Source organism: Microcoleus sp. CAWBG58, assembly GCF_020883045.1.
In the GTDB taxonomy this organism is placed as follows: Bacteria; Cyanobacteriota; Cyanobacteriia; order Cyanobacteriales; family Microcoleaceae; genus Microcoleus.
In genome coordinates this window covers 75218-99452 of record NZ_JAHRFA010000014.1, presented here as the reverse complement: position 1 = coordinate 99452, position 24235 = coordinate 75218, and the positions used below count along the sequence as shown (strand labels likewise).

The 24235-nt window shown below is 46.2% G+C and carries 25 protein-coding genes; 14 read left to right on the top strand and 11 right to left on the bottom strand.

Translation table 11 applies throughout. The annotated features are described in order from the left end of the window. Positions 1 to 56: 56 nt before the first annotated feature. Positions 57 to 1199: a histidine kinase gene (locus tag QZ918_RS08930; protein WP_293333666.1), complete on the top strand. Its 1143-nt coding sequence runs from the start codon at positions 57 to 59 to the stop codon at positions 1197 to 1199. Between the two features lie 298 nt (positions 1200 to 1497). Continuing rightward, positions 1498 to 2766 (top strand): cation:proton antiporter, encoded by a 1269-nt coding sequence (locus QZ918_RS08925; protein WP_367275288.1) that lies wholly within the window; start codon positions 1498 to 1500, stop codon positions 2764 to 2766. Between the two features lie 174 nt (positions 2767 to 2940). On the opposite strand, the gene QZ918_RS08920 is transcribed toward QZ918_RS08925, so the two are convergent. The 5 genes from QZ918_RS08920 to QZ918_RS08900 all read right to left on the bottom strand — a co-directional run bounded on the left by QZ918_RS08920 (position 2941) and on the right by QZ918_RS08900 (position 6591). Beyond that, complete coding sequence (locus QZ918_RS08920; protein WP_293333663.1) at positions 2941 to 3537, bottom strand: ferric reductase-like transmembrane domain-containing protein; 597 nt, start codon at positions 3535 to 3537, stop codon at positions 2941 to 2943. A gap of 234 nt (positions 3538 to 3771) precedes the next feature. Continuing rightward, positions 3772 to 4626, bottom strand: coding sequence for a helix-turn-helix transcriptional regulator (locus QZ918_RS08915; protein ID WP_293333660.1), 855 nt, complete (start codon positions 4624 to 4626; stop codon positions 3772 to 3774). Between the two features lie 320 nt (positions 4627 to 4946). Next, the gene (locus tag QZ918_RS08910) at positions 4947 to 5582 is read right to left on the bottom strand and encodes a class I SAM-dependent methyltransferase (RefSeq protein WP_293333657.1); all 636 of its coding nucleotides are present in this window, start codon (positions 5580 to 5582) and stop codon (positions 4947 to 4949) included. A gap of 6 nt (positions 5583 to 5588) precedes the next feature. Further along, the gene (locus QZ918_RS08905; RefSeq protein ID WP_293333650.1) at positions 5589 to 6107 is read right to left on the bottom strand and encodes a cupin domain-containing protein; all 519 of its coding nucleotides are present in this window, start codon (positions 6105 to 6107) and stop codon (positions 5589 to 5591) included. Between the two features lie 4 nt (positions 6108 to 6111). Beyond that, entirely contained in the window at positions 6112 to 6591 is a 480-nt protein-coding gene (locus QZ918_RS08900) for a hypothetical protein (protein ID WP_293333647.1), read from the bottom strand. A 227-nt stretch (positions 6592 to 6818) separates the two neighbouring features. On the opposite strand from QZ918_RS08900, the gene QZ918_RS08895 reads away from it, so the two are divergent. The 3 genes from QZ918_RS08895 to QZ918_RS08885 all read left to right on the top strand — a co-directional run bounded on the left by QZ918_RS08895 (position 6819) and on the right by QZ918_RS08885 (position 11105). Beyond that, complete coding sequence (locus QZ918_RS08895) at positions 6819 to 8273, top strand: folate/biopterin family MFS transporter (RefSeq protein ID WP_293333644.1); 1455 nt, start codon at positions 6819 to 6821, stop codon at positions 8271 to 8273. Between the two features lie 251 nt (positions 8274 to 8524). Then, a complete protein-coding gene (locus tag QZ918_RS08890; RefSeq protein ID WP_293333698.1) occupies positions 8525 to 10018 on the top strand; it encodes a carotenoid oxygenase family protein in 1494 nt (497 codons plus the stop codon). 187 nt (positions 10019 to 10205) lie between these two features. Continuing rightward, positions 10206 to 11105, top strand: a complete 900-nt coding sequence (locus tag QZ918_RS08885) for a DUF8686 domain-containing protein (RefSeq protein ID WP_293333641.1) — start codon at positions 10206 to 10208, stop codon at positions 11103 to 11105. 282 nt (positions 11106 to 11387) lie between these two features. On the opposite strand, the gene QZ918_RS08880 is transcribed toward QZ918_RS08885, so the two are convergent. Next, entirely contained in the window at positions 11388 to 12242 is an 855-nt protein-coding gene (locus QZ918_RS08880; protein ID WP_293333638.1) for an SGNH/GDSL hydrolase family protein, read from the bottom strand. A gap of 297 nt (positions 12243 to 12539) precedes the next feature. Here QZ918_RS08880 and QZ918_RS08875 point away from each other — a divergent pair, with 297 nt between their 5' ends. The 8 genes from QZ918_RS08875 (at position 12540) to QZ918_RS08840 (ending at position 19960) form a co-directional block, all read left to right on the top strand. Then, the gene (locus tag QZ918_RS08875; RefSeq protein WP_293333635.1) at positions 12540 to 12671 is read left to right on the top strand and encodes a hypothetical protein; all 132 of its coding nucleotides are present in this window, start codon (positions 12540 to 12542) and stop codon (positions 12669 to 12671) included. 206 nt (positions 12672 to 12877) lie between these two features. After that, complete coding sequence (locus QZ918_RS08870) at positions 12878 to 13120, top strand: DUF7219 family protein (protein ID WP_293145106.1); 243 nt, start codon at positions 12878 to 12880, stop codon at positions 13118 to 13120. Positions 13121 to 13226: 106 nt separating this feature from the next. Continuing rightward, complete coding sequence (locus QZ918_RS08865) at positions 13227 to 13760, top strand: RDD family protein (protein ID WP_293333632.1); 534 nt, start codon at positions 13227 to 13229, stop codon at positions 13758 to 13760. A gap of 38 nt (positions 13761 to 13798) precedes the next feature. Continuing rightward, positions 13799 to 13987: a 50S ribosomal protein L33 gene (gene rpmG, locus QZ918_RS08860; RefSeq protein ID WP_015175916.1), complete on the top strand. Its 189-nt coding sequence runs from the start codon at positions 13799 to 13801 to the stop codon at positions 13985 to 13987. Between the two features lie 135 nt (positions 13988 to 14122). Continuing rightward, the gene (rpsR, locus tag QZ918_RS08855) at positions 14123 to 14338 is read left to right on the top strand and encodes a 30S ribosomal protein S18 (protein WP_006631377.1); all 216 of its coding nucleotides are present in this window, start codon (positions 14123 to 14125) and stop codon (positions 14336 to 14338) included. 302 nt (positions 14339 to 14640) lie between these two features. After that, positions 14641 to 16650 (top strand): ribonuclease catalytic domain-containing protein, encoded by a 2010-nt coding sequence (locus QZ918_RS08850; protein ID WP_293333629.1) that lies wholly within the window; start codon positions 14641 to 14643, stop codon positions 16648 to 16650. Positions 16651 to 17095: 445 nt separating this feature from the next. Then, entirely contained in the window at positions 17096 to 18544 is a 1449-nt protein-coding gene (locus tag QZ918_RS08845) for a 1-acyl-sn-glycerol-3-phosphate acyltransferase (protein ID WP_293333626.1), read from the top strand. A 522-nt stretch (positions 18545 to 19066) separates the two neighbouring features. Further along, a complete protein-coding gene (locus QZ918_RS08840; RefSeq protein ID WP_293333623.1) occupies positions 19067 to 19960 on the top strand; it encodes a sensor histidine kinase in 894 nt (297 codons plus the stop codon). A 37-nt stretch (positions 19961 to 19997) separates the two neighbouring features. Here QZ918_RS08840 and QZ918_RS08835 read toward each other — a convergent pair whose 3' ends face one another. Then, positions 19998 to 20144, bottom strand: coding sequence for a hypothetical protein (locus QZ918_RS08835; RefSeq protein WP_293333620.1), 147 nt, complete (start codon positions 20142 to 20144; stop codon positions 19998 to 20000). Positions 20145 to 20157: 13 nt separating this feature from the next. On the opposite strand from QZ918_RS08835, the gene QZ918_RS08830 reads away from it, so the two are divergent. Next, entirely contained in the window at positions 20158 to 21597 is a 1440-nt protein-coding gene (locus QZ918_RS08830; RefSeq protein WP_293333616.1) for an IctB family putative bicarbonate transporter, read from the top strand. A gap of 282 nt (positions 21598 to 21879) precedes the next feature. Here QZ918_RS08830 and QZ918_RS08825 read toward each other — a convergent pair whose 3' ends face one another. The 4 genes from QZ918_RS08825 to smpB form a co-directional block, all read right to left on the bottom strand. Further along, a complete protein-coding gene (locus QZ918_RS08825; RefSeq protein WP_293145091.1) occupies positions 21880 to 22110 on the bottom strand; it encodes an Osc7112_2153 family protein in 231 nt (76 codons plus the stop codon). Then, the gene (locus QZ918_RS08820) at positions 22107 to 22793 is read right to left on the bottom strand and encodes a tetratricopeptide repeat protein (protein ID WP_293333613.1); all 687 of its coding nucleotides are present in this window, start codon (positions 22791 to 22793) and stop codon (positions 22107 to 22109) included. Before QZ918_RS08820 ends, QZ918_RS08825 begins: the two co-directional genes overlap by 4 nt. Before the next feature lie 187 nt (positions 22794 to 22980). Beyond that, entirely contained in the window at positions 22981 to 23193 is a 213-nt protein-coding gene (locus tag QZ918_RS08815; RefSeq protein ID WP_293333608.1) for a hypothetical protein, read from the bottom strand. A gap of 569 nt (positions 23194 to 23762) precedes the next feature. After that, positions 23763 to 24230: an SsrA-binding protein SmpB gene (gene smpB, locus QZ918_RS08810; RefSeq protein WP_293145085.1), complete on the bottom strand. Its 468-nt coding sequence runs from the start codon at positions 24228 to 24230 to the stop codon at positions 23763 to 23765. Between the last annotated feature and the right edge of the window lie 5 nt (positions 24231 to 24235).

The window sequence follows — 24235 nt, the reverse complement described above, 5'->3', positions numbered from 1 at the left end:
TGTCAACTGTCAACTGATTAACGCTGTCAACTGCTAACTGCTAACTGCTAACTGCTATGATTCACTCTAGCGAACTCAGCAACCATTCCGACCCTATTTACGCCCAACCGAATCGCACTTACGATCGCCCTCACCGCCGGGGAAAGCACAAAATCTTTATCGGAATGGCCCCCGGTGTCGGCAAAACTTTCCGAATGCTGGAAGAAGGGCACAGACTCAAATCTGAAGGTATTGATGTCGCCGTTGGACTGTTAGAAACCCACGGGCGGAAAGAGACAGCAACCAAAGGCGAGGGACTGGAAATAGTGCCGCAAAAACAAATGCTGCGCGGTGAAAAAATGCTGAAAGAAATGGATACAGAGGCGGTGATTGAACGCCGCCCTCAACTAGCATTAGTAGACGAACTAGCTCATACAAACGTTCCCGGTTCTCTGCGAGAAAAGCGATATCAAGATGTCGAAGAAATTCTGAAAGCAGGGATAGATGTTTTCTCCACCCTCAACATTCAACACATAGAAAGTCTCAACGATTTAGTAGCGAGAATTACGGGAGTTGTAGTGCGAGAGCGAGTGCCCGATCGCATTCTAGAAGAAGCTGACGAAATAGTCGTTATTGATGTCACGCCCGAAACCTTAGAAGAACGATTGCGAGAAGGCAAAATCTACGCTCCTGAAAAAATAGAACAATCTTTAAAAAACTTTTTCCAGCGCCGTCATTTAATTGCATTGCGAGAACTGGCGCTGCGGGAGGTAGCAGATAGTGTTGAAGACGATGCAGCAACTTTAAAAGGTCAATCTTGCAACATTCACGAACGAGTTTTAGTATGCGTATCGACTTATCCCAATTCCTTGCAACTGCTGCGGCGGGGCGCGAGGCTTGCTAATTACATGAATGCCCCCTTTTATGCTATGTTTGTCAGCGATCCTGACCGATTTTTAACAAAAGCAGAAAGCTTGCATATTGAAACTTGTGAGAAACTCTGTAAAGAATTTAACGGGCAATTTTTGCGGCTAAATGGCAATAATATAGCCAAAGCGATCGCAGATGTAGCGAAACAGTATCGGATTACTCAAATTGTGATCGGCGAAAGCCAGCAATCGCGATGGAATTTGCTGCTGCGGGGCTCGTTGACTCAAAAGTTAGTGCGATCGCTCAAACACGTAGATTTGCACATCATCGCTACCGAAAAAAGTCATTAGTCATCAGTGATTAGTCATCAGTCAATAGTCAGTTGCTACAAATAACAAATAACAGATATAGCAATCCTAAATGATTCATGAGGATTTGTAGGGGTAGTGGATGGTGCGTGCCTACCCTCCTATCTATCGGGCAACCACGGGGGGATTGCCCCTACAAGAATTATGTAAATGATGCGAGGATTGCTATAACAGATAACAGATAACAGATAACAAATAACAGATAGATATAACTTTCGGAGGATAGCAGGCTCTAGCTTTCGGCGGATGTACCAGAAGCTTCGATCTGTCAAGATTGCACTTGTTAAAGCTGATTAAAAGTGCGATCGCTATGGTAGATCATTACATACTCAACTTGCTAGTGATTGGCATCCTCCTGCTCACCGTCACCTTGGGTTCGGGATGGATTTCGCGATTGCCGGTATCTTATGCCTTAATTTATCTAATTGTCGGTATCGGATTGGGGCCCTATGGCGTCAAGCTGATTGAATTGCGCCCCGAAGCTCAATTTTTAGAAAGACTCACAGAATTTGTAGTTATTGTTTCTCTGTTTAGTTGTGGCTTAAAAATGAATCGCCCGCTGCAACTTTGGGCTTGGAATTCCACAGCGCGGCTGCTCGGTTTTTTAATGCCAATTTCCATTTTAGCTGTTGCTGCGATCGCTCATTGGTTTGTCAAATTAGATTGGGGGCCAGCGATTTTATTGGGAGCAATTCTCGCACCGACAGATCCAGTTTTAGCCTCAGAAGTTCAGTTAGCGGATATAGACGATCGCGATGAATTGCGTTTTGGCTTAACATCAGAAGGCGGTTTGAACGATGCTTTAGCTTTTCCCTTTGTTTATTTCGGCATTTATGCGCTAAAAGATAACAATTGGCCGAACTGGTTTTCGCAGTGGGTAGCAGTTGACTTGCTTTGGGCGGGGGCCTCAGGTATCGTGATGGGCATTTTAGTAGCCAAAGCCGTCAGTTGGATCGATCGCCGATTGCAACGCTACCGCCCCGCCGATGAACTAATGGAAGATTTCATCGCCCTCAGCACAATTCTGCTCACATATTCCCTGACAGAAGTAGTCAACGGCTACGGATTCCTCGCAGTTTTTGTAGCAGGAATTGTAGTGCAGCGCAGTTACCGCGACCCCGAAAAACCGCTTTCCCAACTGCACTTTACCGAGCGCATAGAAAAGTTAATGGAAGTAGGAACAATTTTAATATTGGGTTCCATGTTGCGCCTAGAAGCTCTCGTTGCCCATGGAAGCTACGCCCTTTTAATCGGTGGATTGTTAATCTTTTTTATTCGCCCTGTGGGAGCTTGGATCAGTACGATCGGGAGTCGCTTGCATCCCGCCAGCCGCTGGCTCTGCGGTTGGTTCGGCATTCGCGGCGTCGGTTCAATCTATTATCTTACCTATGCTTTCGGTCACGGCTTGAAAGGCGAAATCGGCGAAAAAATTGCCTGGATTACTTTTACTACGATCGTAATTTCTGTGATTGTGCACGGCATTAGCGCCACCCCGTTAATGAACTGGTACGAGCGCCGAATTAAACCTAAAGTCCCCGACTTAATTTAATTCACAGGACTAACACACAAAGCAGATAAAATAGGTTCGTAGTGAGGACTTCAGTCCTCAGGAATCAGGACTAAAGTCCTCACTACAAACCAGCAATAGGTTCGTAGTGAGGACTTCAGTCCTCAGAAATCAGGACTAAAGTCCTCACTACGAACCAGTTTTATTAGTCAAGTCCTAACCAACTAATTTTCTCTGTATTCTCGGAGAAACTAAGCGGAGCATCATTGCTGCAATTAGCAACCCTGTCAAAGGTAAATATACGATCGCCGATTTGAAAATCTTGATCCCAAATTCAAAGGTAAAAGCCAGCCAGAAATAGTGCATTCCAGCATTGTGCAGAATCTTCCAGGCCCGTTGACCGATCCATTTTGCCGATCGCTCAAAAGATGTTACAGTCATTGCAAACAGGAACACGTAGCCCAATATCCCCAGAGGGTCAAACCCGGGCGACGCGCCATTCGTTGCCCACCACAAGCCAGTCCAGGCGATCGCGTGATACGTATGCGACACAGCCACCGACAAGCCGAAATAGCGGCGATTTTTTAACAGCCACTGTGTAAATATATTTGGCCACAGCCTGCGAAGTGACGAAGCCACAAAAGCACATAGAAATAAGATACACGAAGTACGAGCAGTTGCTCGAATCGCCAACCGCATCGCTGTCTCATCAACACCGTAAATCAGCCAAATCACAGCAAGCATAATCCCAATTGTCAGCGCAGACAGACCAACAATTCTCCATCCTTCAACAGCAAATTTACGATCTTTCATCCGTGGTGAATCCTTACAATAAATTCTCAGATCCTGTCCAATCGAACACCATGAAAAAATAGGTTCGTAGTGAGGACTTTAGTCCGCATCCAAGAAAGGACTAAAGTCCTCACTACGAACCTTATGATTGCCGGCAATTAACAGGACAAAATTTCAGTGCATACTAAATTTAGCGATCGCCCGTGGCCGCTGTCTTGCCGAATCTTCCCAAAAATGTCCTAATCTTCCCAACCTTCAAAGCGCATCTCTATAAGCCTTTGGAGTAGTTTTAACCTGTTGGCGAAACACTCTGGTCAAATGACTTTGACTTTGAAATCCGACTTGGTGGCAGATTTCTACAAGTGTCAACTCCCGCAGCCGCAGCAACTGCTTCGCTCTCTCTATGCGGCATTTCACCACATATTGATGCGGTGTAATTTTTGTAGATTGCTTGAACAAACTTGCAAAATAATGCGGACTAATCTGCACGAGATTGCTCAGTTTTTCCAAACTCAAATTATCGTCTAAATGTTCGTCAATATAATTGAATACTTGCCGTAGCTGATACTTGCACAACCCGCCCGTATAGTTTTTAATTTCAGGAGTAAAAGAACAGTAACGCCTCAGCAAATGCACAGCAAGCGCTGTCCCCATAGACCCTGCATACAGGCGACTGTCTGCGCCTCCGGCTGCTAATTCTTGCTTCAAAGCCAGCCCCATATGCTGAATTAACGGATCGCACAGGTGCAACTGCGGCACGAGCTCAATTTTATCTGCATCCCCAGAGTCAAAAGCAGCGCGCGCCAGCATTTCAGGCGCGAGAAACAGCTCGATTAATGGAACTTCGCGATCGACAAACGTTCTCGGAATACTTTGAGTAGCAGGAATAATCGCAATATCGCCGCTGGCATAATCTACCTCTTGCCAACTTCCATTTAACATAAAACTCGCCCGAAAATCATTTTCAGCGATGAGAATAAAGTGGTGTTCTAAATCAGTTTCCGGCATTTCATCAGCAGGTTCTAGCTCATAAATCAGATTCAAACCATTCCATCCCAATTCAAAGCTAGAAAGCAGGTGCAAATGCGGTGCAGGTTCATTATCAGACACAGCTATTTAACAGTTGACAGTTGACAGTTGACAATTGACAGTTTGAGAGCGAGATATAGCTAAAATGAAGAGTATTGGAGTAATGAAAGGAAGAAGAAAAAATGCTGATGGCGAAGGTACGTAGTTGGGCTTTAGCCCTCTTTCCTAATCTTATAAAGAGGGCTAAATCCCAACTACGTACCTAAGTCTGACGACAATAAAACTGTCCTGCTTTTTAAGGGGGGCTAGGGGGGATCGAATATCTAATAGTTAGACAGCCGACTGGTACTACGTTGGACATTAAGTTAACACGCTTTTACGAATGCTGTATTCCACCCCAACTAAACAGGTTTCACCCCAATTAATAAAGCTAGTTCCCGCCATTTCCAATAACAGTCTACATTGTCAAAACCAATATCTCTAAACCAACTTAGTTGTGTTTCCACATCCAGCAATTTATTAGAAGGATCGTCGGGCGAATCGCTAATACCTAGTGCCTCTCGAAACTTCTGATGCAAAGCCTCTGTTGGGGACGCTACGTGTTCCAAATTGCAAAAAATGCCTCCGGGTTCCAAAAGCTCGAAAATCTCGGCGTAAAGCGAACGTTTGCGATCGTCCTCAACGTGATGGATGGCAAAACTAGAAACGATCGCATCAAACTTGCCCAAATCCGGCAGAGGTTCGTCAAAATTGTGCTCGATTACCGTGACAGTATTGTCATCAGCAAAGCGAATGCGGGCTTTTTCCAACATAGTCGGCGAAAAGTCGATCGCCACAGATTCAACATTCGGGCGATTGCACTTTAGCAAACCCAACAACCGCCCGTCTCCCGTACCCACATCTAGAATGCGCTTGATATCTTTCGGCACTTCCTCCAACAAAACCGCTTCACCTTCCGTGCGGTGAGGAATACCATCAGCCTTAGCAAGATACCACAAAGCGTGTTCCGCTGAACTCCAAAGATTGACTTGACTCATAAACTTTCAATCCTCATAAATCTCGCCATTTTTGTGCGTAAAAATCCAACCATTATCGCCCGCTTTAGCAATTAAATCCTCATCTGGATAAGTCACTGAATCATCAGGAGTGCGATCGCCAATTTCGAGATAAACAACATCAGCAGGCGATCGGTTGACTAAATGATGCCCGTCGGCATCACCAGCCGGAAAACCCGCCGCCATACCAGGTTGCAGCACTTCCTCACCAGCATTTGTAATCAGAGTAACTTCCCCTTCCAGAACATAGACTAACTCATCTTGACGAGAGTGCCAATGTCTCAGAGCAGAACAACTTCCCGGCGCCAGCCTCACCAAATTTACCCCAAAATTCTGCAAACCCGCAGCATCACCCAAGCGTTTTTTAACTCTTCCCGCAACAGCAGATTTGAATTGCTCAGGATAATTTGAGCCTGTACTTTCTGGGACATTTTTAGGATTAACAATCATACAAAACTCCTTCTCTTCTTTCTCTTCCTTCGCGTTTTTCGCGCCTTCGCGGTTCATTTCTCTATTCCAAAGGTTTCAAAGTAGTAGGATTTTCCCGAACAGGCTTAACAAAACGGCTGTTAGCCCGCACAAAACAATTACCCTTATCCGTGGAAATAGGCAACCAAGGTTTACCATTAGAGTCAGCAATCATAATTTGATTGGCATTATTTCCAGTCACCGCTTCCAACCGCTCTCCGCGCCGAAAAGTAGTCACCACAGGCCACTGCGAAACATTATGTTTATTTTTTGCAAATAACTCATCGGGCGCATCAACGCCGTCAACAGAGATCGATCGAAACCTCTGGGCCATCCGACAATTTAATCCTTGAGAATCCGAGTCAACAACCACCCAATTCACCTGCCTGTTTCCCCGCTGTCTCGCCAGCAGCCCCGTATAATCTCCTTGCCCATTAGCAACAGGTAAAGCCAAGGCTAAATTAGCGCCCAATCCTAAAATCCAAGCTACTGCCAGAGAGACAATTGTAATTTCTGCTTTCATTGATACAAAAAATCATTAAATTCAGAGTAATTACAATCGTAGCAACCTCTTGTGGCGATCGCGAAATTCCTAAATTCCTAATTGCTGAAACCGTTGCGTCCCTTTTTCTTCTGACAACAGTCAACCGTCAACTGACAACCGTCACAACCGTCAACTCTCAACAGTAAACTGTCAATTCATTAAGAATGTGTTATAAATATTGAGATTCATTAAGAAATATTGCTCAAATGCTCCTTTCCCCCTCTGGCGCCAGCAAACTCAAAGAATCCTTAAAAGAAAAAGTATTCTTCGGGAATGAGCCAACCCCCGAACTCATAGCCATCTTACTGATTTATTTCGTCCAAGGCATCCTCGGACTAGCCCGCTTAGCCGTCAGCTTCTTCCTCAAAGACGAACTCGGCATGACTCCCGCCGAAGTCTCAGCCATGCTGGGCGTCGTCGCCCTACCTTGGATTATCAAACCTGTGTTCGGCTTCATGTCCGACGGGTTGCCCATATTCGGCTACCGCAGACGCCCTTACATCGTCCTCTCCGGGCTGTTGGGAACGGCAGCATGGGTGAGCCTCGCAACAATTGTACACACGCCACTGGCCGCTACAGGGGCGATCGCCCTAAGTTCCCTTTCACTAGCCGTCAGCGACGTAATCGCCGACTCCCTAGTAGTAGAAAGAGCGAGAAAAGAAACAGTTAGCGACGCCGGTTCCCTGCAATCCTTATCTTGGGGGGCATCAGCCATTGGCGGACTAATTACCGCCTACCTCAGCGGTTCCCTGCTGCAACACTTCAGCACCCACACCATCTTTTTAATCACCGCATCTTTCCCGCTCATCGTATCAACCACAGCCTGGTTAATTACCGAAGAAAAAGTCAACAAAAGAACCGACTTTGAAACAGTAAAAGACCAACTAAAACAACTGCGGCAAGCTGTTACCCAAAAAACAATTTGGTTGCCCACCGCCTTTCTATTTCTGTGGCAAGCCACACCAAGCTCCGACTCCGCCTTCTTCTTTTTCACCACCAACGAATTAGGCTTTCAACCAGAATTTCTCGGACGAGTGCGCCTCGTCACCAGCATAGCCGCCCTCGTTGGCATTTGGCTGTTTCAGCGCTACCTCAAAGCAATTCCATTTCGAGTCATTTTCGGCTGGTCAACAGTCATTGCAAGTGCCTTGGGCATGACTGCATTATTATTAGTAACTCATGCCAACCGAGCATTAGGAATTGACGACCAATGGTTCAGCATCGGAGACAGCCTGATCCTGACAGTAATCGGACAAATTGCTTATATGCCCGTGCTGGTACTATCAGCGCGGTTGTGTCCTCCCGGCGTCGAAGCAACCTTATTTGCAGTGCTGATGTCTGTCACCAATTTAGCAGGAATTATTTCCTACGAAGGAGGTGCAATTTTGACACACTGGCTCGGAATTACCGATCGCAATTTCGACAACCTCTGGCTGCTAGTAGTGATCGCCAACCTCTCCACACTGCTACCTCTTCCCTTCTTAAACTGGCTCCCGGCAGAAAGTACAGAAAGTGGAGATCCAAACTACCAACAATCTCTCCCAGTATTAGAACCCGAACTCGGCTGTGCAAAACCGGGCGGACAACATTTCATGCCCGAATACTTTCCCGACTTAGTGCCAACAGTAATGTCCGAAAACCTCACCGCAGATAGTAAATAAAGAAAGTTCTGCAACAGATAAATTGAACAGTGTTTTCAACTCTGTGACTCTCTCACTTTTGCCCATAAGAATGGGTTTTAAGCCTCCTCCTTCGAGGGGGAAATCAAACAAAATCATTCACTGTTTCAATCCTCTTCTTTATAAATAAGTAGAGGTAGCTATCCAACTGTCAACTGTCAACTGTCAACTGTTGAACCTCTCTGTGTCCTCTGCGCTCTCTGCGGTTAAACAAATAAAAGCTGATGCCACCAATGCAAAAACTACAAATTCCCCAACCTCAAACAGTAGCTCAAAACCTATCATACGATCGCAAAGACTGGCAGCGCGGCTACGAATCGCAACCCAACGAAGCCGACTACTGGATTGACAACATCGAAGGCGAGATCCCAGAAGGCTTACAAGGCACATTCTTTCGCAACGGGCCCGGATTGTTGGATGTCAACGGATCGCGCATCCACCACCCCTTTGACGGCGATGGCATGGTTTGTGCGATCGCAATTTCCGAAAAACGCGCCCACTTCCGCAACCGATTCGTCCGCACCGAAGGCTATCTCGCCGAACAAAAATCAGGAAAAATCCTGCACCGAGGCGTATTCGGCACACAGAAACCCGGAGGCTGGTTAGCCAACATCTTTGATGTCAAAATCAAAAACATCGCCAACACAAACATCATTTATTGGGGCGACAAACTGCTAGCACTCTGGGAAGCAGCACAGCCCTACAGACTCGACCCCCGCAGCCTAGAAACCCTCGGATTAGACACCCTAGATGGGATTTTACAACCCGGTGAAGCCTTCGCCGCCCACCCCAGAATTGAAAAAGGGAAAAATGGTAAAGGAGACACATTAGTCAACTTTTCCGTCAAGCCCGGTTTGTCAAGTACGATCGCGATTTACGAACTCGACGAAAGCGGCAAACTTTTACAAAAACACGCCCACGAAATCCCGGGTTTTGCCTTCCTGCACGACATGGTAATTACCGAGAATTACTGCATCTTCTTCCAAAATCCTGTCAGCTTCAACCCCCTACTTTTCCTATTAGGATTTCGGAGTGCAGCCCAGTGCATTCAATTTTCGCCAAACAAGCCCACCCAAGCAATTTTAATTCCGCGCAACGGCACTGACGAGGTGAAGATATTAGAAACAGAACCTTGTTTTGTGTTCCACCACTGCAACGCCTGGGAAGAAAATGGCGAAGTTTTTGTAGATTCAGTTTGCTACGAATCATTTCCAACCGTAGAACATGACGGCGATTTTCTGGAGATTGATTTTAACAGCATTCCAGCGGGAGAATTGTGGCGGTTCAAGTTAAATCTGCAAGACAAAACCGTGCAGCATCAAGTTGTTGAAACTCGGTGTTGCGAGTTTCCGACTTTGCATCCGAATAATGTCGGACAACCTTACCGATATCTTTACATCGGCGCCGCTGACTCTCCCACTGGGAATGCTCCTTTGCAAGCTATTCTTAAAATAGATTTCCACACGGGTGAGAGGCAAGTTTGGAGTGTGGCGCCGCGCGGCTTTGCGGGGGAACCAGTTTTTGTTCCCCGTCCCGATGCTGTGGCTGAGGATGACGGTTGGCTGCTCGTTTTGATGTATGATGCGGCTAATCATCGATCGACCTTAGCGATTCTAGATGCCCGCGACATCACCAAAGGCCCCCTAGCGCGCCTGCATTTAAAACAGCACATTCCCTACGGTTTGCACGGCAGTTTTACACCAAACGTACTGCTTCCTGAGAACTAAGATCAAATTGGTTTGTAGTGAGGACTTTAGTCCTCTGACGGATGCGGACTAAAGTCCTCACTACGAACCTTTTGTTTGTAGTGAGGACTTTAGTCCTCTGACGGATGCGGACTAAAGTCCTCACTACGAACCTTTTGTATTGCGGGGAATGCTAACAACAGTTCGAGACATAAAATATCCATAATTAATGCAAACTATCAATAAAATTAATTTCAAAAAAATACTTATTTTAATTTGCAGCCTCGCCCTAAGTTTTGCAATTATCTTATCTATTTACTCTCACAATGCTAATGCCCAAGAGCCTTACAGCCCCTCTCCAGATACCGCTGTAGCCCCCAAAGGCTTGGTTGAGGTCAAAATGACCGTAATTGGCGTAGACCCGATTAAAAACGAATTAGAAACCCGCTTGCAGTTCGAGCTCAAAGGTATTTATAAAAAAGGGCCTACTTACCCGGCTCAAGATTTATTAATGACAGTTAACGGTGCCAATATCGAGGATTCGGAAATTAGCTTTAAAGAAGGCAAACCGATGATTGTCCCAGCATTAAAGTTTAACTTAGTCAAGGGAAAAATCAACAATTATCCCTTTGACACGCACATTGCTAAAGTAGCTATTTCAATTGACCCGCTGGCTTCAATTGGCAAACAGTTTGCTCCCTTCCAACTAAATCCTGTGCCGCTGGAATTTAAGTTTAATGCTGATGTTCCCGGCTTCGATATCAGTTATAAGCCAATGGAAGAGAATTCATCTATCTTTATTTATATCGATATTTCTGCCACGCGATCGCTCCCGGTAAAATTTTTTGCCATAGTGATTATTGTGATTATGTGGGTGCTGTCAATCATGGCGCTGTTGCTAGCATTAAAGGTGATGAAATCGGGGAAGTTACCGGAAGTCGGAATGTTGAGTTGGACTGGTGTGATGTTGTTTGCTTTTCCCGGTATTCGCAACTCTCAACCGGGAGTTCCGCCAGTGGGAACTGCTAGCGATTTCCTATCGTTTTTTTGGACGGAAATGATCGTTGTGGTAGCGTTGGTGATTATCGGTAGCTGTTGGTTGAAGCGCTATCATCCGCCCATTGAGTGATAACGGGAATAGGGAATTGGCCAAACAGGGAATTGGCCAAACAGGGAATTGGGCATTGGGCATTGGGAATTGGCCAAACAGGGAATCAATAAAAGTCTGTCTTGAACGGAAGCATCTCAGTTTTGCATTTGTAGTGCTGTCCCGCTCGCACTCAAAGAAAAAATGCTTTTTACCAAAATGAGATGCTCCCGTCTTGAACAGGCATAATCCCTGCTGCACAATAATTTTTGGATAAGTCTAACAACTAACAACTAACAACTAACAACTAACAACTAACAACTGTCAATTTTTTACCTGCAAATTTTCAATATCCTTAGCGGGTACTCCCAAACCGCGCAAGATAGTAAAAGCAATGATTCGATATCCCGACGGATTTGGGTGAACTCCATCGGCTGCTAACAAATTTAGAGTTTTGCCGGCGTGTTTTTGATAGGTTCCGATCACTTCCCGAAAAGGCGCATTCAAATCGATAAATAAACACTGGTTTTGCTTGGCAATTTCTCGCATCGCGGCAACATATTCTTGCAACCTGCGATTTTCCGGGCCGTCGAGAATCTCGCGAATCGGAGTAGGAGAAAGCAGTACGACTCTAATTCCTGCGGCTTTTGCTGCCAGCACCATTTGAGTTATTTTGTCTATATAATCTGCTAGCGGTACTCCCGCAGCTAAGTTGCCTTGGGGATGAAATTGCAGGTTTTGGAAGTCGAAGAAAGCGTGCCAAACGTCGTTGACTCCGGCGTTGATCGTGACTAAATCTGGCTTTTTGTCGATCGCATCTTTTTGAAACCGCGCTTGCATATCACTCGCCTTGTTACCGGAGATTCCCGCGTTGACGATCTCGATTTTGCGATCGGGATACAGGGCATTCAGATAGCGTTCCAGCAGCCAAACGTAACCTCCTGGGTATTTCCCCGCTTCGGTGATGCTGTCGCCCACAGTCACAATTCTGCGCTTCCCGGCGAGCACGTTTTGGATTTCTGGCGGCGGCGATGCTTGGGATACAGGTTCTCTAAACACGGGAATTAAGGAGTGAGGAATGTTAAACGCGATAACAGCAGCAATTACGCCGAGGACAAGCCTGATTAACACTTGCTTCAGCGGGGATTTGGGACGGGGCGATCGCACATTTGCAGACATTATGGAGTTTTTTAGTAAAAGTCTAACTATTGAGGTCGCCAATAATCATATCGATTTTTGGGCTTTTTGTCACTGATTTACTTCAGTCAGAATTTACGGACAAACACCAGTTTCTGAGCAAATCCACAATCCACAATCTAAAATCGATAGATTTCCCCTGTCCAAGTTTTCTAGGTGAAATTACTTATGCTTCGATCGTAAATAATTGGTTGAAAACCTCAAGCCTTTGAAGGAGAAATTAAAATCAGACTATTCATTACTTCAATCCTCTTCGTTCTAGGTAGAGGTCGCTCTCCCATGGTCAACTGTCAACTGTCAACTGTCAACTGTCAACTGTCAACTGCCATCTCTATTTGTAATTCGAGTCACAAAAAACTCCGCCAAATCTCACATAATTTTTGCTACTTGCAGCACAACTATAGAAGATAAGCGCGGTTTATATTATAGATCTGTTCACAAGTAAGTCGGCGCTTTCAAACACAACTATGTAAACAATTGTAAATAAACAATTGTAAAGTGTCTAAACGTTTTCTACTGGCTGACACAAGCCTGTTTGCATACTGTTACATTGTTCGTTTAATTCCGTCTACATACTTAGATATTCAAGAAACAAGTTTTCAGGGAAGGTTAAAGTAATGGTAGCAATTTCAGATTTTTTATATCCTAAAAATCGTTACTACGGTGAAATAAAGCCAGAGAATTTGGTGTTTAATGCGAATTTACAAGAGTTTTCGCAGCGGGTGGGTTACATCAGTGCCTTGGTATCAAACGGCAAAATGCCTGTGGAAGAGGCGTTTATTCAAATCAAAACACTTTGGGAAGAGGTGGAAAAGTCGAAAATGCTGTTGGGAATCGGCGAAAATCCATTTTCTGCTTGAAGAATTAGGGCTGGGCTTTGACTTTGATTTAGTTTGATTTAGACCGATCGACCGGCTGAACAGTTTAAGATAAAAAAGTAGCTAATGGCGATCGCCCTTTTGACCCATGAGTTCCGACCTAGTTCCCCTCCTACCCAAAGTATCGCTCGAACGCCGCGCCGGTGCCTTCTGCATCGACGCGATCGCCGTTTGGATACCTAGTTTGATTCTCGGTACAAATCCGATCGCCCAAACGATCTTTTTTGTCCTGCTGTGGATGATAATGCGCGTAGCTATCGTCAGGAAAAACCAAGGTCAAAGTCTCGGGCGCTGGGCCCTGGACATGAAAATTTTCGATCCCAGATTCCAACGGACTCCTGGAGTGCAAGAATTGTGCAAGCGCGAGGCATTGCTGGGCTTTTGCGCCGCCCTAGCCTTCGCGGGTGTAGCTGGACTCACCTCCACCAACGCGGGCGTCTTGCTGCTGATGTTACCATTGGCGATCGACTGTAGCGTTGCTTTCACCGACGCAGAAAGGTTTCCCCAAGCTTTTCACGATCGACTGGCGCAGTCGATCGTCATCGGAACCAAGCGCGGCTACTCCCTCGACATCAAAGTCAGAAGATTGCTTGACCAAGTGCAGACAAATGTGAGACGATAGTAAATTGTGTTTAAATTAGTCGAAATTTATTTAGAATTATGGCTAAAGGCGTCCGCATCATAATTACCCTAGAGTGTACTGAGTGCCGAACTAACGCGAGCAAACGCTCCAAAGGCGTGTCTCGGTACACCACGACCAAGAACCGTCGCAACACGACGGCACGGCTGGAACTCAAAAAGTTCTGCCCCCATTGCAACAAGCACACTGCTCACAAAGAGATTAAATAGTCATTAGTCAGCAGTCATTAGTCATTAGTCATTAGTCATTTGTTATTTGTGATTAGCTACGAGTAACCAATGCCCTGTCTGGCCAATGCCCTGCGCAGACCAATGCCCAATGCCCAATTACCAATTCCCGAAAAAATGACTTACTTTCGCCGGCGCGTTTCGCCAATCAAACCAGGAGACCCGATCGACTATAAAGATGTCGATTTGCTCAAAAAATACGTCACAGAACGCGGTAAAATCTTGCCCCGCCGGATTACCGGTTTGACGGCAAAACAACAGCGCGACCTGACCCGCAGCATCAAAAGAGCAAGAATTGTAGCTTTGATGCCCTTCGTAAACCAAGAAGGCTAATTGGATTTTGGATTTTAGATTTTAGATTTTGGACAAAAATAGGACTTACGCTAAAACAACGTCTTTTTGTCGGAAGCGATGGTAGCTAATAGCTGGCAATATTTGGTATTGAGTCGCTGGTGCGTAAGTCTTAATCAAAATCTCAAAAGTTAAAAACTAAAGCACAAAAAGCAAAACTTTTTAGATGTTAGTTTTGACAATTGATTTAAAAAATGTAAACATCCAAAATCTAGAATCGGAAGCAAAGAAACTCGATAAGTGGCAACTGTAAAAATCCAAAATCTCAAACATAAAGCGGGCAAGTGGAGAAGGGAACGTTAGTAGAATTTAGAGTGCACGGCGACCGCCGTCTGGCCGTTGCCGATCGCCCCGACGGCAAGAAAAACTGGGTAGTGGTAGACGAAAACGGTCAACCGCACAGCATACCGCCCAAACAAATCAGCTACGAAGCAGTCGGAGAAACTTACAAACCCTCCGACATTTCCAAATTTCTTAAAGAAGTAGAAGCTTTCTCAGATCCGTCGAGTCTAGAAGTAGCTTGGGAACTTCTAGTGGGCGACGGAGAAAATACAGATCCAGAAGCCCTGGCAATGCTGCTATTTTCCGATCGCACTCCGGCGCAATGTTATGCAGCTTACTGTTTGCTGTCAACAGACAAACTGTATTTCAAGCAAAAGGGCGATCGGTACGAGCCCCGACCAATTGCCCAAGTAGCCGAAATCAAACACCAGCAAGAAGTAGAACAGCAGCGACACCAAGAATCTCAAGGATTTTGGGATCGAGTCAAACAGCGGCTGGCTGGGGAAAATAATGTAGATTGGGCAACTAGCGATCGAACTCGCCTCGACGCCCTAGAACGCTTTGCCACCCTCGGAGAAGAAGCAACTCACCGCACGCCGGCCTTAGAAACTTTAGCCAGCTTACAACGTCCCGAAAACCCCGAAGCAGCATTTCAACTCCTAGTCGATCTCGGCCTGTGGAGTACCCACGAAAACCTGTTTTTGCGGCGAAGCCAAATTCCCCTACAATTCTCCGCAAAGGTATTAGAAGTGGCCCAAAGCTGCCTAGAAAATCCCCCAACTGACTCGGACACAAATCGTCTCGATTTAACTCACCTCAAGGTTTACACGATCGACGACGAAAGCACTACGGAAATCGACGACGGCCTCAGTTTAGAATTCCTCGAAAACGGCCAGCAGCGACTCTGGATACACATAGCAGATCCCACTCGCTTGCTTTCCCCTGGAGACGAACTCGACCTCGAAGCCAGAAAGCGCACGACTACGGTTTATTTGCCCACGGGGATGATTCCCATGTTTCCCCCGGCTTTGGCAACCGGGCCGATGAGTTTAATTCAAGGTAAAGAGTGCAGCGCCCTCAGCTTTAACATTACCTTAGACGAAACCGGGGCGGTTTTAGATTACAGCATCCACATCAGCACGATCGAACCCACCTACCGCTTAACCTACGATGACGTAGACGAAATGCTGGAGTTGGGAATCGAAGCAGAAGCGGAAATAGGTGCGATCGCGGCTTTGGCAAAACTGCGTCAAAAATGGCGCGAAGCCCAAGGCGCCATCAGCATTTTCATGCCCGAATCCGTCATCAAAGTCTACGGCGACGAGATCGACATCCACGTCATCAACGACTCCACAGCTAGATTGCTAGTAGCCGAAATGATGATTTTAGCCGGCGAAGTCGCAGCCCGCTACGGTCAAACTCACAGCCTGCCCATACCCTACCGCTATCAGCCGCAGCCGGAACTCCCCCCAGAGGAAGAACTGCTGGCCGTGCCCGCTGGCCCAGCCCGCGCCTGCGCCGTGCGCCGCTGTATGCCCCGCAGCGAAATGGGTCTGACCCCCGGACGCCACGCAGGCTTAGGTTTGGAATCCTACACTCAAGTTACTTCCCCGATCCGCCGCTATACCGACTTGCTGACTCACTTCCAAATTAAAGCCCACCTGCGGGATGAACCTCTGCCTTTTTCCGCCGAAGAAATACAGGATATTGTGATGTGTCTCGGTACCGCAGTTAGAGAAGCCTCTACCGTGGAACGCCAAACAAACCGTTATTGGGGATTGGAATATTTGCGGCGCAATCCCGATGAGGTTTGGGAAGCTTTGATGCTGCGCTGGTTGAGGGAAGATAGCAATCTGGCTTTGATTTTGTTGGAAGATTTGGGTTTGGAGTTGGCGATGCGGTTTGGTCGATCGATCGCAATTGGCGATCGGCTAGAAGTCAAAGTCACTCACTGCGATCCGCGATCGGACGTGATTAACTTCCAAGAAATCATTCTTGAAGTCGCACAATAGGATTTTAGATTTTAGATTTGGGATTTGGGATTGCCAAAATCTTAGCGAGACGAGTTATCCGCTTGTGGCTATAAACCAATAAGCTTAAGTTAGCAATCTCAATCAAGTGGGTTTTGTTTCTCTAGGGGCGGTTGCAAGCGCCGTCTTATATCATGTCCAGCCGATTACCATCACAAAAACCGTTTGTTTGTAGCGCGGACTTTAGTCCGTTCTTCTGCTGCGGACTAAAGTCCGCACTACGAACCCTTTGTTTGTTTGTAGTGCGGACTTTAGTCCGTTCTTCTGCTGCGGACTAAAGTCCGCACTACGAACCCTTTGTTTGTTTGTAGTTCGGACTTTAGTCCGTTCTTCTGCTGCGGACTAAAGTCCGCACTACGAACGAATCTGATTGCGGTAAATCGATCGCACATGATATTAACTAAAATCTAAAATTTAAAATCGCCAAATGCCCAATTCTATAAACCAAGTTCAGCCACCGCTGGAATTCATACCCCCAGCCTACAACCCCCTCATCGTCAATGGTTGTCAGCAAATACTCCCCTGGTGGCTGCGATTTAAGACAAATATCAGCCACATTCAAGCCGAAAACGTCGAAACCCTCGCCGAACTATTCCACCAATTTCAAAACCAGAAAGTTCGCTTCTTGCTAGCCTTCCGCCATCCCAACTCAGAAGATCCCTACTGTTTGGGACAACTGGTGTGGAAACTCGTTCCCCAGGCGGCCCGCGCCAAAGGTATTCCCCTGCAATCCCCCGTACATTCCCACTTTATTTACGATCGCGGAATTCCCCTCTGGGCCGGTGCTAGCGTCGGCTGGCTGTATTCTCGCCTCGGTGGTACTCCGATTGTGCGCGGCAAGATCGATCGCGCTGGATTGCGATCGGCCCGCGATTTATTCGCCAACAGCCAATTCCCCATCGCCGCCGCCCCAGAAGGCGCCACCAACGGTCACAATGAAATAGTCAGCCCCCTGGAACCGGGAATCGCTCAAATGGGCTTCTGGTGCGTTGAAGACTTGCTAAAAGCCGGACGTACTGAAGAAAAAGTGTTGATTGTGCCGATCGGCATTCAATACCGCTATGTCAATCCACCTTGGGAACCCTTAGAAAAACTTTTAACTCAATTAGAAATAGATTGCGGACTTCCAGCCTTAGAACCCACCGAGATTGCTAAATTAGAGGCAGAAAATCTCGCTCCCGCAGACCAGCATCACAAATTCCAATATCTGCGCCTGATTCGAGTTGGCAGTCATTTGCTAACTGTAATGGAACAGTTTTACACCCGTTTTTATCATCGAAATCCACAACAGTTAAAAACATCTTCTTTGACATCACTATTACTGCCCGAAACAACGACAATCGATTCGGAAAATGAAGCGATGATTGCTCGACTGACAGCACTATTAGACGTAGGTTTGCAAGTAGCAGAAGAATATTTTAACTTGAAGCCCAAAGGCAGTTTGATAGACCGCTGCCGCCGTCTGGAACAAGCAGGCTGGGACTATATTTATCGAGAAGATATCAAAGATATTGCAGGACTTTGTGCCTTAGAAAGAGGATTAGCCGATCGCCTCGCTGAAGAAGCAAGTCTGCGGATGTGGCACATGAGACTTGTCGAAAGTTTCGTCTCAGTCACCGGCAGATACGTCCAAGAAAAACTCACAGCAGAACGTTTGGCAGAAACAACTTTACTGCTGTGGGACGTACTGACTCGCATCAAAGGCGGAAATCCTTTCGGCCGCCCTTCTTTGGGCAAACAGCAGGTGCAAATGACCGTCGGCGAACCGATATCAGTCGGCGATCGCTGGGAGGGATATCAAAGCAGCCGCAGGGTAGCAGTTGCCGAACTCACTCAAGACTTGCAATCCGCTTTAGAAGGAATGATTAAATCTTAATTAGTCAGATTTTGGAGGAAGCAGGAATCAGGAATAGAGAATAAGAAACTGGAGGCATCTATCCGATTCTTTGGTTCAAATCCTCCGTATAGGGTAAGAAATATCGGTTGAAAAACGTGGTTTATTCCGTCTGTAGTGTGTAAATTTTCAAGAAAAAAGAAGCTGAAAGAGAAAAGCAGGAATCAGGAAGATATCGCGCGCCCGACAGTTAGGAAGTTTTTAATTGCTCAAACCCTAGCGGAAGATCGCAACTTCTGTCTTCGGTCTTCCTTCTGCTATATATTGTCTTTGGGTTGCCACTCTATTTTTAATTCGTGCAGCAAACAACTTGTTATAAATTCGGGGAAGATGTATAATAAGTAACTAAGTATCAGTGCCGGTTAATCACTGATAATAAAGTTGTTTTCGTTCGGCGTTATAAGATTTTGAGGGCTGCCGTCCTCAGTACAAACTTAATTAGAATTATTTAACCGGACTGGATCTAACAATAAGCGCTCGATAATGAACCAACAAAAATAACCGATGAATAGCAAACCTATCGATTTATCTACTAACTCAATTAAAGTAAAACTGCTGAATCATTTAGCGCAAGAATTGCTCACCCCGCTCACTTCTGTCCTCGGTATGGCAAGCGTATTGAACCAAGAAATTTACGGCCCCTTAACGAGCAAGCAAAAAGAATATATCGACGTGATCCAAGACAGCAGCCGATCTTTGCGATCGCTAGTTGAAGAAATTTTGGAACTGGCAGATCTAGACGATACCGCTTTCACATTGAAGCGAACCGCAGTTGATATAGAAACTTTGTCTCAGCAAGTTGTGACAACCCTGTCGCCAGCAGCCTCTAGACGAGAGCAAGAAATTAACTTGTCCATGGGGCCCGGGCCGCGCATCTGGTTGGCCGATAAGGATAAAGTTCAGCAAATGCTGCACCACTTAATTTTTAGCATTATTCAATCGGCTGGGGCAGGCAGCGTGATTCGAGTTCACGTTTCTCGGAAACAAGACGGTATCAATATCGGAGTTTGGGTTTTTCATCCTTGGTTGGGTGAAAGTTTGCCCCATGCTAAACTCTACTCCGACTACTTGTTGAAGGTCGGAGCCGATAGCGGTGCGCGATCGAACTCCGAAACCGACTCCCTGGAATTTGAACCGCCACTTCCGTCACAGACACAGGCTTCGCAGCGATTAACGCTGGCGTTTTCTGAGTTGGCGGCTTTGGTGGCTGAGAATGCTGCGGATACGGCACCTGTGTTAGCTGGTTACGGCGCTAGGGAACGCTTGGGGCTGCTGCTTTGCTGCCAGTTGGTGGAAATTCAAGGCGGCCAACTCTCGATTCAAGGCACTCCAGAATCTGGATATCGGTACGTGCTCTGGCTCCCCTGTACCAATGCTACCGAGTTGTTGGAAAGGTAAAAATCAGTTGACAGTTGACAGTTGACCTGGGACAGCGTTAATCAGTTGACAGTTGGCAGTTGGCAGTTGACAGTTGGCAGTTGTTAGAAATAAAAATTACCTTTTTCCCAATTCCCAATTCCGTGTTTGCCCAATTCCCAATTCCTAATTCCCAATTCCCAATTCCCGATGCCCGATTCCCCATTCCCAATCTAAAAATGAATTCAGTTTGGCAACAGTTAACTCTGGCAAATTTGCCGCTCTCTCAGTGGCAAAGTGGCAGTTATTTATTGAATTTGGCGATCGGCTCTTTACGCAGTTGGCGGCAGAGTAGCTGGCTGATGCAGTGGGCAGAGCCCCTGGGTTTTGTTTTGCTCGCCTTGACGTTCGGTATGGGCCCGTTTGTAAACAACGCCCTGGTGGGTGTGTTGATGGCTGCTGCCGCTGCGTTTTGGGTGCTGCTGACTGTTTCGGACGATCGCGCGATCGCCCTGACACCCATTCACTTGCTGGTACTTTTGTACTGGGGCATTGCTACCGTCGCCACAGCCATGTCGCCGGTGAAAGCCGCCGCCTTTACAGGTTGGACGAAGCTAACGCTGTATTTGCTCTTTTTTGCACTGATGGCGCGGATATTGCGAGATTCCCGTTTGCGATCGTGGTTAATAGCCGTATATCTTAATGTTGCTTTAGTTGTCAGTTTCTACGGCGTGCGGCAGTGGATTGATAAAGTACCACCATTAGCTACTTGGAACGATCCGACATCTACTCAAGCCGATGTCACGCGAGTTTACAGTTTTTTGGGCAATCCCAACTTGCTCGGTTCCTATTTGCTACCAGCCATTGCCTTGAGCGCCGCTGCACTTTTTGTGTGGCAAGGATGGGGAACCAAACTTTTAGCGTTGACGATGCTGGTGGTGAATTGCGCGTGTTTGCGCTACACCGACAGTCGCGGTGCTTGGATCGGTTTTGTGGCTCTGCTAGTAGTGTTTTTAGTTTTGCTTTGGTACTGGTACAGCCCTTTGATGCCTAGGTTCTGGCGCACTTGGGCGCTGCCGTTAGGGTTAGGAGGTTTGGCTGGAGCGTTAATTTTGGGAGTAGCTTTGGTGCCAGCGTTGCGCGATCGAGTTTCGAGTATGTTTGTCGGCCGCGGCGACAGCAGCAACAATTTTCGGATTAATGTTTGGACTGCGGTGATTGACATGATTCGCGATCGGCCAATCCTCGGCATTGGGCCGGGAAATACTGCTTTTAATAAAGTTTATCCGCTTTATATGAAGCCAAAATTCACTGCTTTGAGCGCTTATTCTGTGCTGCTCGAAATTGCCGTCGAAACTGGTTTTATCGGTTTAATGTGTTTCCTGTGGCTGATGACTGTTACCGTCAATCAAGGTTTGTTGCACATCAAAAAATTGCGCGACGCACAATTTAACAGCTCTCATTTACAGGAAGAATCCCCAAATCTCAAATCAAATCAGGGATTTTGGTTGATTGGGGCGATCGCCACTTTAACTGGTATGATGGCTCACGGTTTTGTCGATACAGTTTGGTATCGGCCGGAAGTTAATATGCTTTGGTGGTTGATGGTGGCGATTATTGCTAGTTTTTACAGCAATTCTCAGCAGCAGCAAGATTCAGGTTTGACACAGGGCGAGTAGATAGCGATCGATCCCATAAAAGTGATGGCGGGGTTTTATCCCCGCCCGGTAAGGATTCCAGTTCCAAAAAAGCAGGCAGTTTTAGGAAAGCTGCAAGCGATGATAGTCATCAGTCATTTCCAATTCTTTAATCTCAAATCTCAAATCGAAAAATCTCAAATCTCAAATCTCAAATGGTATAAGGTGCACAGCGTGCACCTACATAACAACTACTACATACTACATACCTGTTAGTTGTAAAGTGCTAGTGGCGAACTCTACAAAAATTATCGAAAATAACTCTTATTCTTCGCTATCCGAAGGCATTGCAAATCTCGGACACGCATAATATCCATCTCTATCTTTGCACCGCCGCCACGCCGTAGACTGATTCGATTGGAACAGCGTTGCGACTGATTCATTCACTGTGGGTGTAACAGTTGCAGGAGTTGGCATTGCTCTTGAGGCTTGACTTAGCTCCATTACCGTTATAATTGCCAGCATGGTTGATGAAAGCAAAACTGTGCGTTTCATTTATTTGTTTTTTCCTCTTTTAATCGTTGACGTGCCATTCCTATCCATATATCCTCATCGAATTCTTGGGAATCCGCATACTTTAGACAAGTTTTCCACAGCGGTAGCGCTTCCTTCGTCTTTTTCATCCCTTCTAGGACTTGCGCTTTTAAGCAGTAAGTTGCTGGTCTTTCACTATCAAGCTTAATCGCTGCATCCAGATGCTGCAACGCCTCGGAATATCTACCCTGTTTCAGCCGAGCCCATCCCAAATTTTTGAGTAAGGAATATTTTACTCGATCGTCCTCAGCCAATTTTAAACCTTGCCACAGCAAGTGAACGGCAGCAGCATAGTTTTTCTTGTCTACTATATATAATCGAGCTAAATTGCTGTAAGCAGCAGGGAGACCCAGTTTGGCAGCTTGCAGGTATTTTCCTCGGGCGCACTCTAAATCTTGCACCTCTTCGCACAGCCATCCCAAATTGTAAAGAGCTGTTCTGCTCTTGGGATCTACCGAGAGGGCTAATTCATAGGCTTTTTGAGTATCAGCCAATCTGTTGGCTTTATAGTTTTCAAAGCCCCTATTATTAAACAGTGAGGCGAGTTCCGGCAACCCAAATTGCCAGCCCCCAAAGCCTACTGCTAGCATCAGTAGGAATGCCGCCCACTTGGAGTGATGATGCTTTTTTGTTGGCTCTTTCATGACATTAAAAATGTTAGCTAACGGTGTCGTTTTTAGCATCTTTTAACTTGAGAGTTGGGATATTTTGTTGTCTAGATTGAATTGCCACCCTCATGGCATCATAATCTTAGGAAATGAAAGAAGGCTTGAGTTCATTTCTCATTTATGGTTTGCAACTCCACAGCCGAATGCTTGCGTCATGCTGCGATTACCTAGATGTATTCGAGCATAGGTTAACCCTTCGCGGGACTCCACAAGCAATCCGGATATTTTCAAGAAGATTGAAAATTGAAGTGGGAAGCAGGAGAGTTGACAGTTGACAGTTGACAGTTGACAGTTGACAGTTGACAGTTGACAGTTTACGGAATGATGACTGATGACTGAATGAATGATGATATGGTGTCCGCTCGATTAACGGCACGCGCGAACAGTTTGTAGTGCGGACTTCAGTCCGCTCTGAAGCAGTTTGTAGTGCGGACTTCAGTCCGCTCTGAAGCAGTTTGTAGTGCGGACTTCAGTCCGCTCTGAAGCAGTTTGTAGTGCGGACTTCAGTCCGCTCTGAAGCAGTTTGTAGTGCGGACTTCAGTCCGCTCTGAAGCTGCGGACTGAAGTCCGCACTACGAACCATTTTTATTATGGTTATCAGTTTGTAGTGCAGTTTGTAGTGCGGACTTCAGTCCGCTCTGAAGCTGCGGGCTGAAGTCCGCACTACGAACCATTTTTATTATGGTTATGGATCGGACATGATAGGGATCATCTCAGTTTTGTATTTATAGTGCTGTCCCCGCTCGCGGATTGTATAGTACGCGAGCTCTTAAGCTCGCACTAAAAAAAAATGCTTTTTACAAAAATGAGATGCTCCCACATGACTGATGACAGTTGACAGTTGACAGTTGAAAGAAGAGTCCGAAGAGCGCAGTAGTTGGTTGATCGGTGACAGTTGACTGTTTGCCGGCTGATGACTGATGACTGATGACTAATGACCGATGACTAATATTGCTTCATCGCGCGTTCCATATCCCGCTTGTCTTCGCGTTTTTTCAAATCTTCGCGCTTGTCGTGCAGTTTTTTCCCTTTTCCCAAACCGATATCAAGTTTTACCCAGCCACCTTTTAAATACATTTTTAACGGCACTAAAGTCAAACCTTTTTCTTCCACTTTGCCGATTAATTTGCGAATTTCCTGCTTGTGCATCAGCAATTTGCGGGTGCGGCGAGGCTCGTGATTAAAATAGTTGCTGGCACTTCTCCATGGCGAAATATGAACGTTAATCAGCCATATTTCGCCATTTTTAACCAAAGCATATCCGTCCCGCAAGTTGGCTTTTCCTTCCCGGATTGATTTGACTTCGGTTCCCTTTAACTCGATTCCCACCTGATATGTATCTATAATTTCATACAAATGGCGCGCTTGTCGGTTGTCGCTAAGAATTTTGTATCCTGTCGTTTTTTCGCTCATTTTTA

Excerpts from the sequence above, each read along its gene's own strand:
- QZ918_RS08930 (WP_293333666.1), top strand. The coding sequence starts at position 57 with ATGATTCACTCTAGCGAACTCAGCAACCATTCCGACCCTATTTACGCC.
- QZ918_RS08920 (WP_293333663.1), bottom strand. The coding sequence starts at position 3,537 with ATGAAAGATCGTAAATTTGCTGTTGAAGGATGGAGAATTGTTGGTCTG.
- QZ918_RS08910 (WP_293333657.1), bottom strand. The coding sequence starts at position 5,582 with ATGAGTCAAGTCAATCTTTGGAGTTCAGCGGAACACGCTTTGTGGTAT.
- QZ918_RS08905 (WP_293333650.1), bottom strand. The coding sequence starts at position 6,107 with ATGAACCGCGAAGGCGCGAAAAACGCGAAGGAAGAGAAAGAAGAGAAG.
- QZ918_RS08900 (WP_293333647.1), bottom strand. The coding sequence starts at position 6,591 with ATGAAAGCAGAAATTACAATTGTCTCTCTGGCAGTAGCTTGGATTTTA.
- QZ918_RS08895 (WP_293333644.1), top strand. The coding sequence starts at position 6,819 with ATGCTCCTTTCCCCCTCTGGCGCCAGCAAACTCAAAGAATCCTTAAAA.
- QZ918_RS08890 (WP_293333698.1), top strand. The coding sequence starts at position 8,525 with ATGCAAAAACTACAAATTCCCCAACCTCAAACAGTAGCTCAAAACCTA.
- QZ918_RS08885 (WP_293333641.1), top strand. The coding sequence starts at position 10,206 with ATGCAAACTATCAATAAAATTAATTTCAAAAAAATACTTATTTTAATT.
- QZ918_RS08880 (WP_293333638.1), bottom strand. The coding sequence starts at position 12,242 with ATGTCTGCAAATGTGCGATCGCCCCGTCCCAAATCCCCGCTGAAGCAA.
- QZ918_RS08875 (WP_293333635.1), top strand. The coding sequence starts at position 12,540 with ATGGTCAACTGTCAACTGTCAACTGTCAACTGTCAACTGTCAACTGCC.
- QZ918_RS08870 (WP_293145106.1), top strand. The coding sequence starts at position 12,878 with ATGGTAGCAATTTCAGATTTTTTATATCCTAAAAATCGTTACTACGGT.
- QZ918_RS08865 (WP_293333632.1), top strand. The coding sequence starts at position 13,227 with ATGAGTTCCGACCTAGTTCCCCTCCTACCCAAAGTATCGCTCGAACGC.
- rpmG (WP_015175916.1), top strand. The coding sequence starts at position 13,799 with ATGGCTAAAGGCGTCCGCATCATAATTACCCTAGAGTGTACTGAGTGC.
- rpsR (WP_006631377.1), top strand. The coding sequence starts at position 14,123 with ATGACTTACTTTCGCCGGCGCGTTTCGCCAATCAAACCAGGAGACCCG.
- QZ918_RS08845 (WP_293333626.1), top strand. The coding sequence starts at position 17,096 with ATGCCCAATTCTATAAACCAAGTTCAGCCACCGCTGGAATTCATACCC.
- QZ918_RS08840 (WP_293333623.1), top strand. The coding sequence starts at position 19,067 with ATGAATAGCAAACCTATCGATTTATCTACTAACTCAATTAAAGTAAAA.
- QZ918_RS08835 (WP_293333620.1), bottom strand. The coding sequence starts at position 20,144 with ATGGGGAATCGGGCATCGGGAATTGGGAATTGGGAATTAGGAATTGGG.
- QZ918_RS08830 (WP_293333616.1), top strand. The coding sequence starts at position 20,158 with ATGAATTCAGTTTGGCAACAGTTAACTCTGGCAAATTTGCCGCTCTCT.
- QZ918_RS08825 (WP_293145091.1), bottom strand. The coding sequence starts at position 22,110 with ATGAAACGCACAGTTTTGCTTTCATCAACCATGCTGGCAATTATAACG.
- QZ918_RS08820 (WP_293333613.1), bottom strand. The coding sequence starts at position 22,793 with ATGAAAGAGCCAACAAAAAAGCATCATCACTCCAAGTGGGCGGCATTC.
- smpB (WP_293145085.1), bottom strand. The coding sequence starts at position 24,230 with ATGAGCGAAAAAACGACAGGATACAAAATTCTTAGCGACAACCGACAA.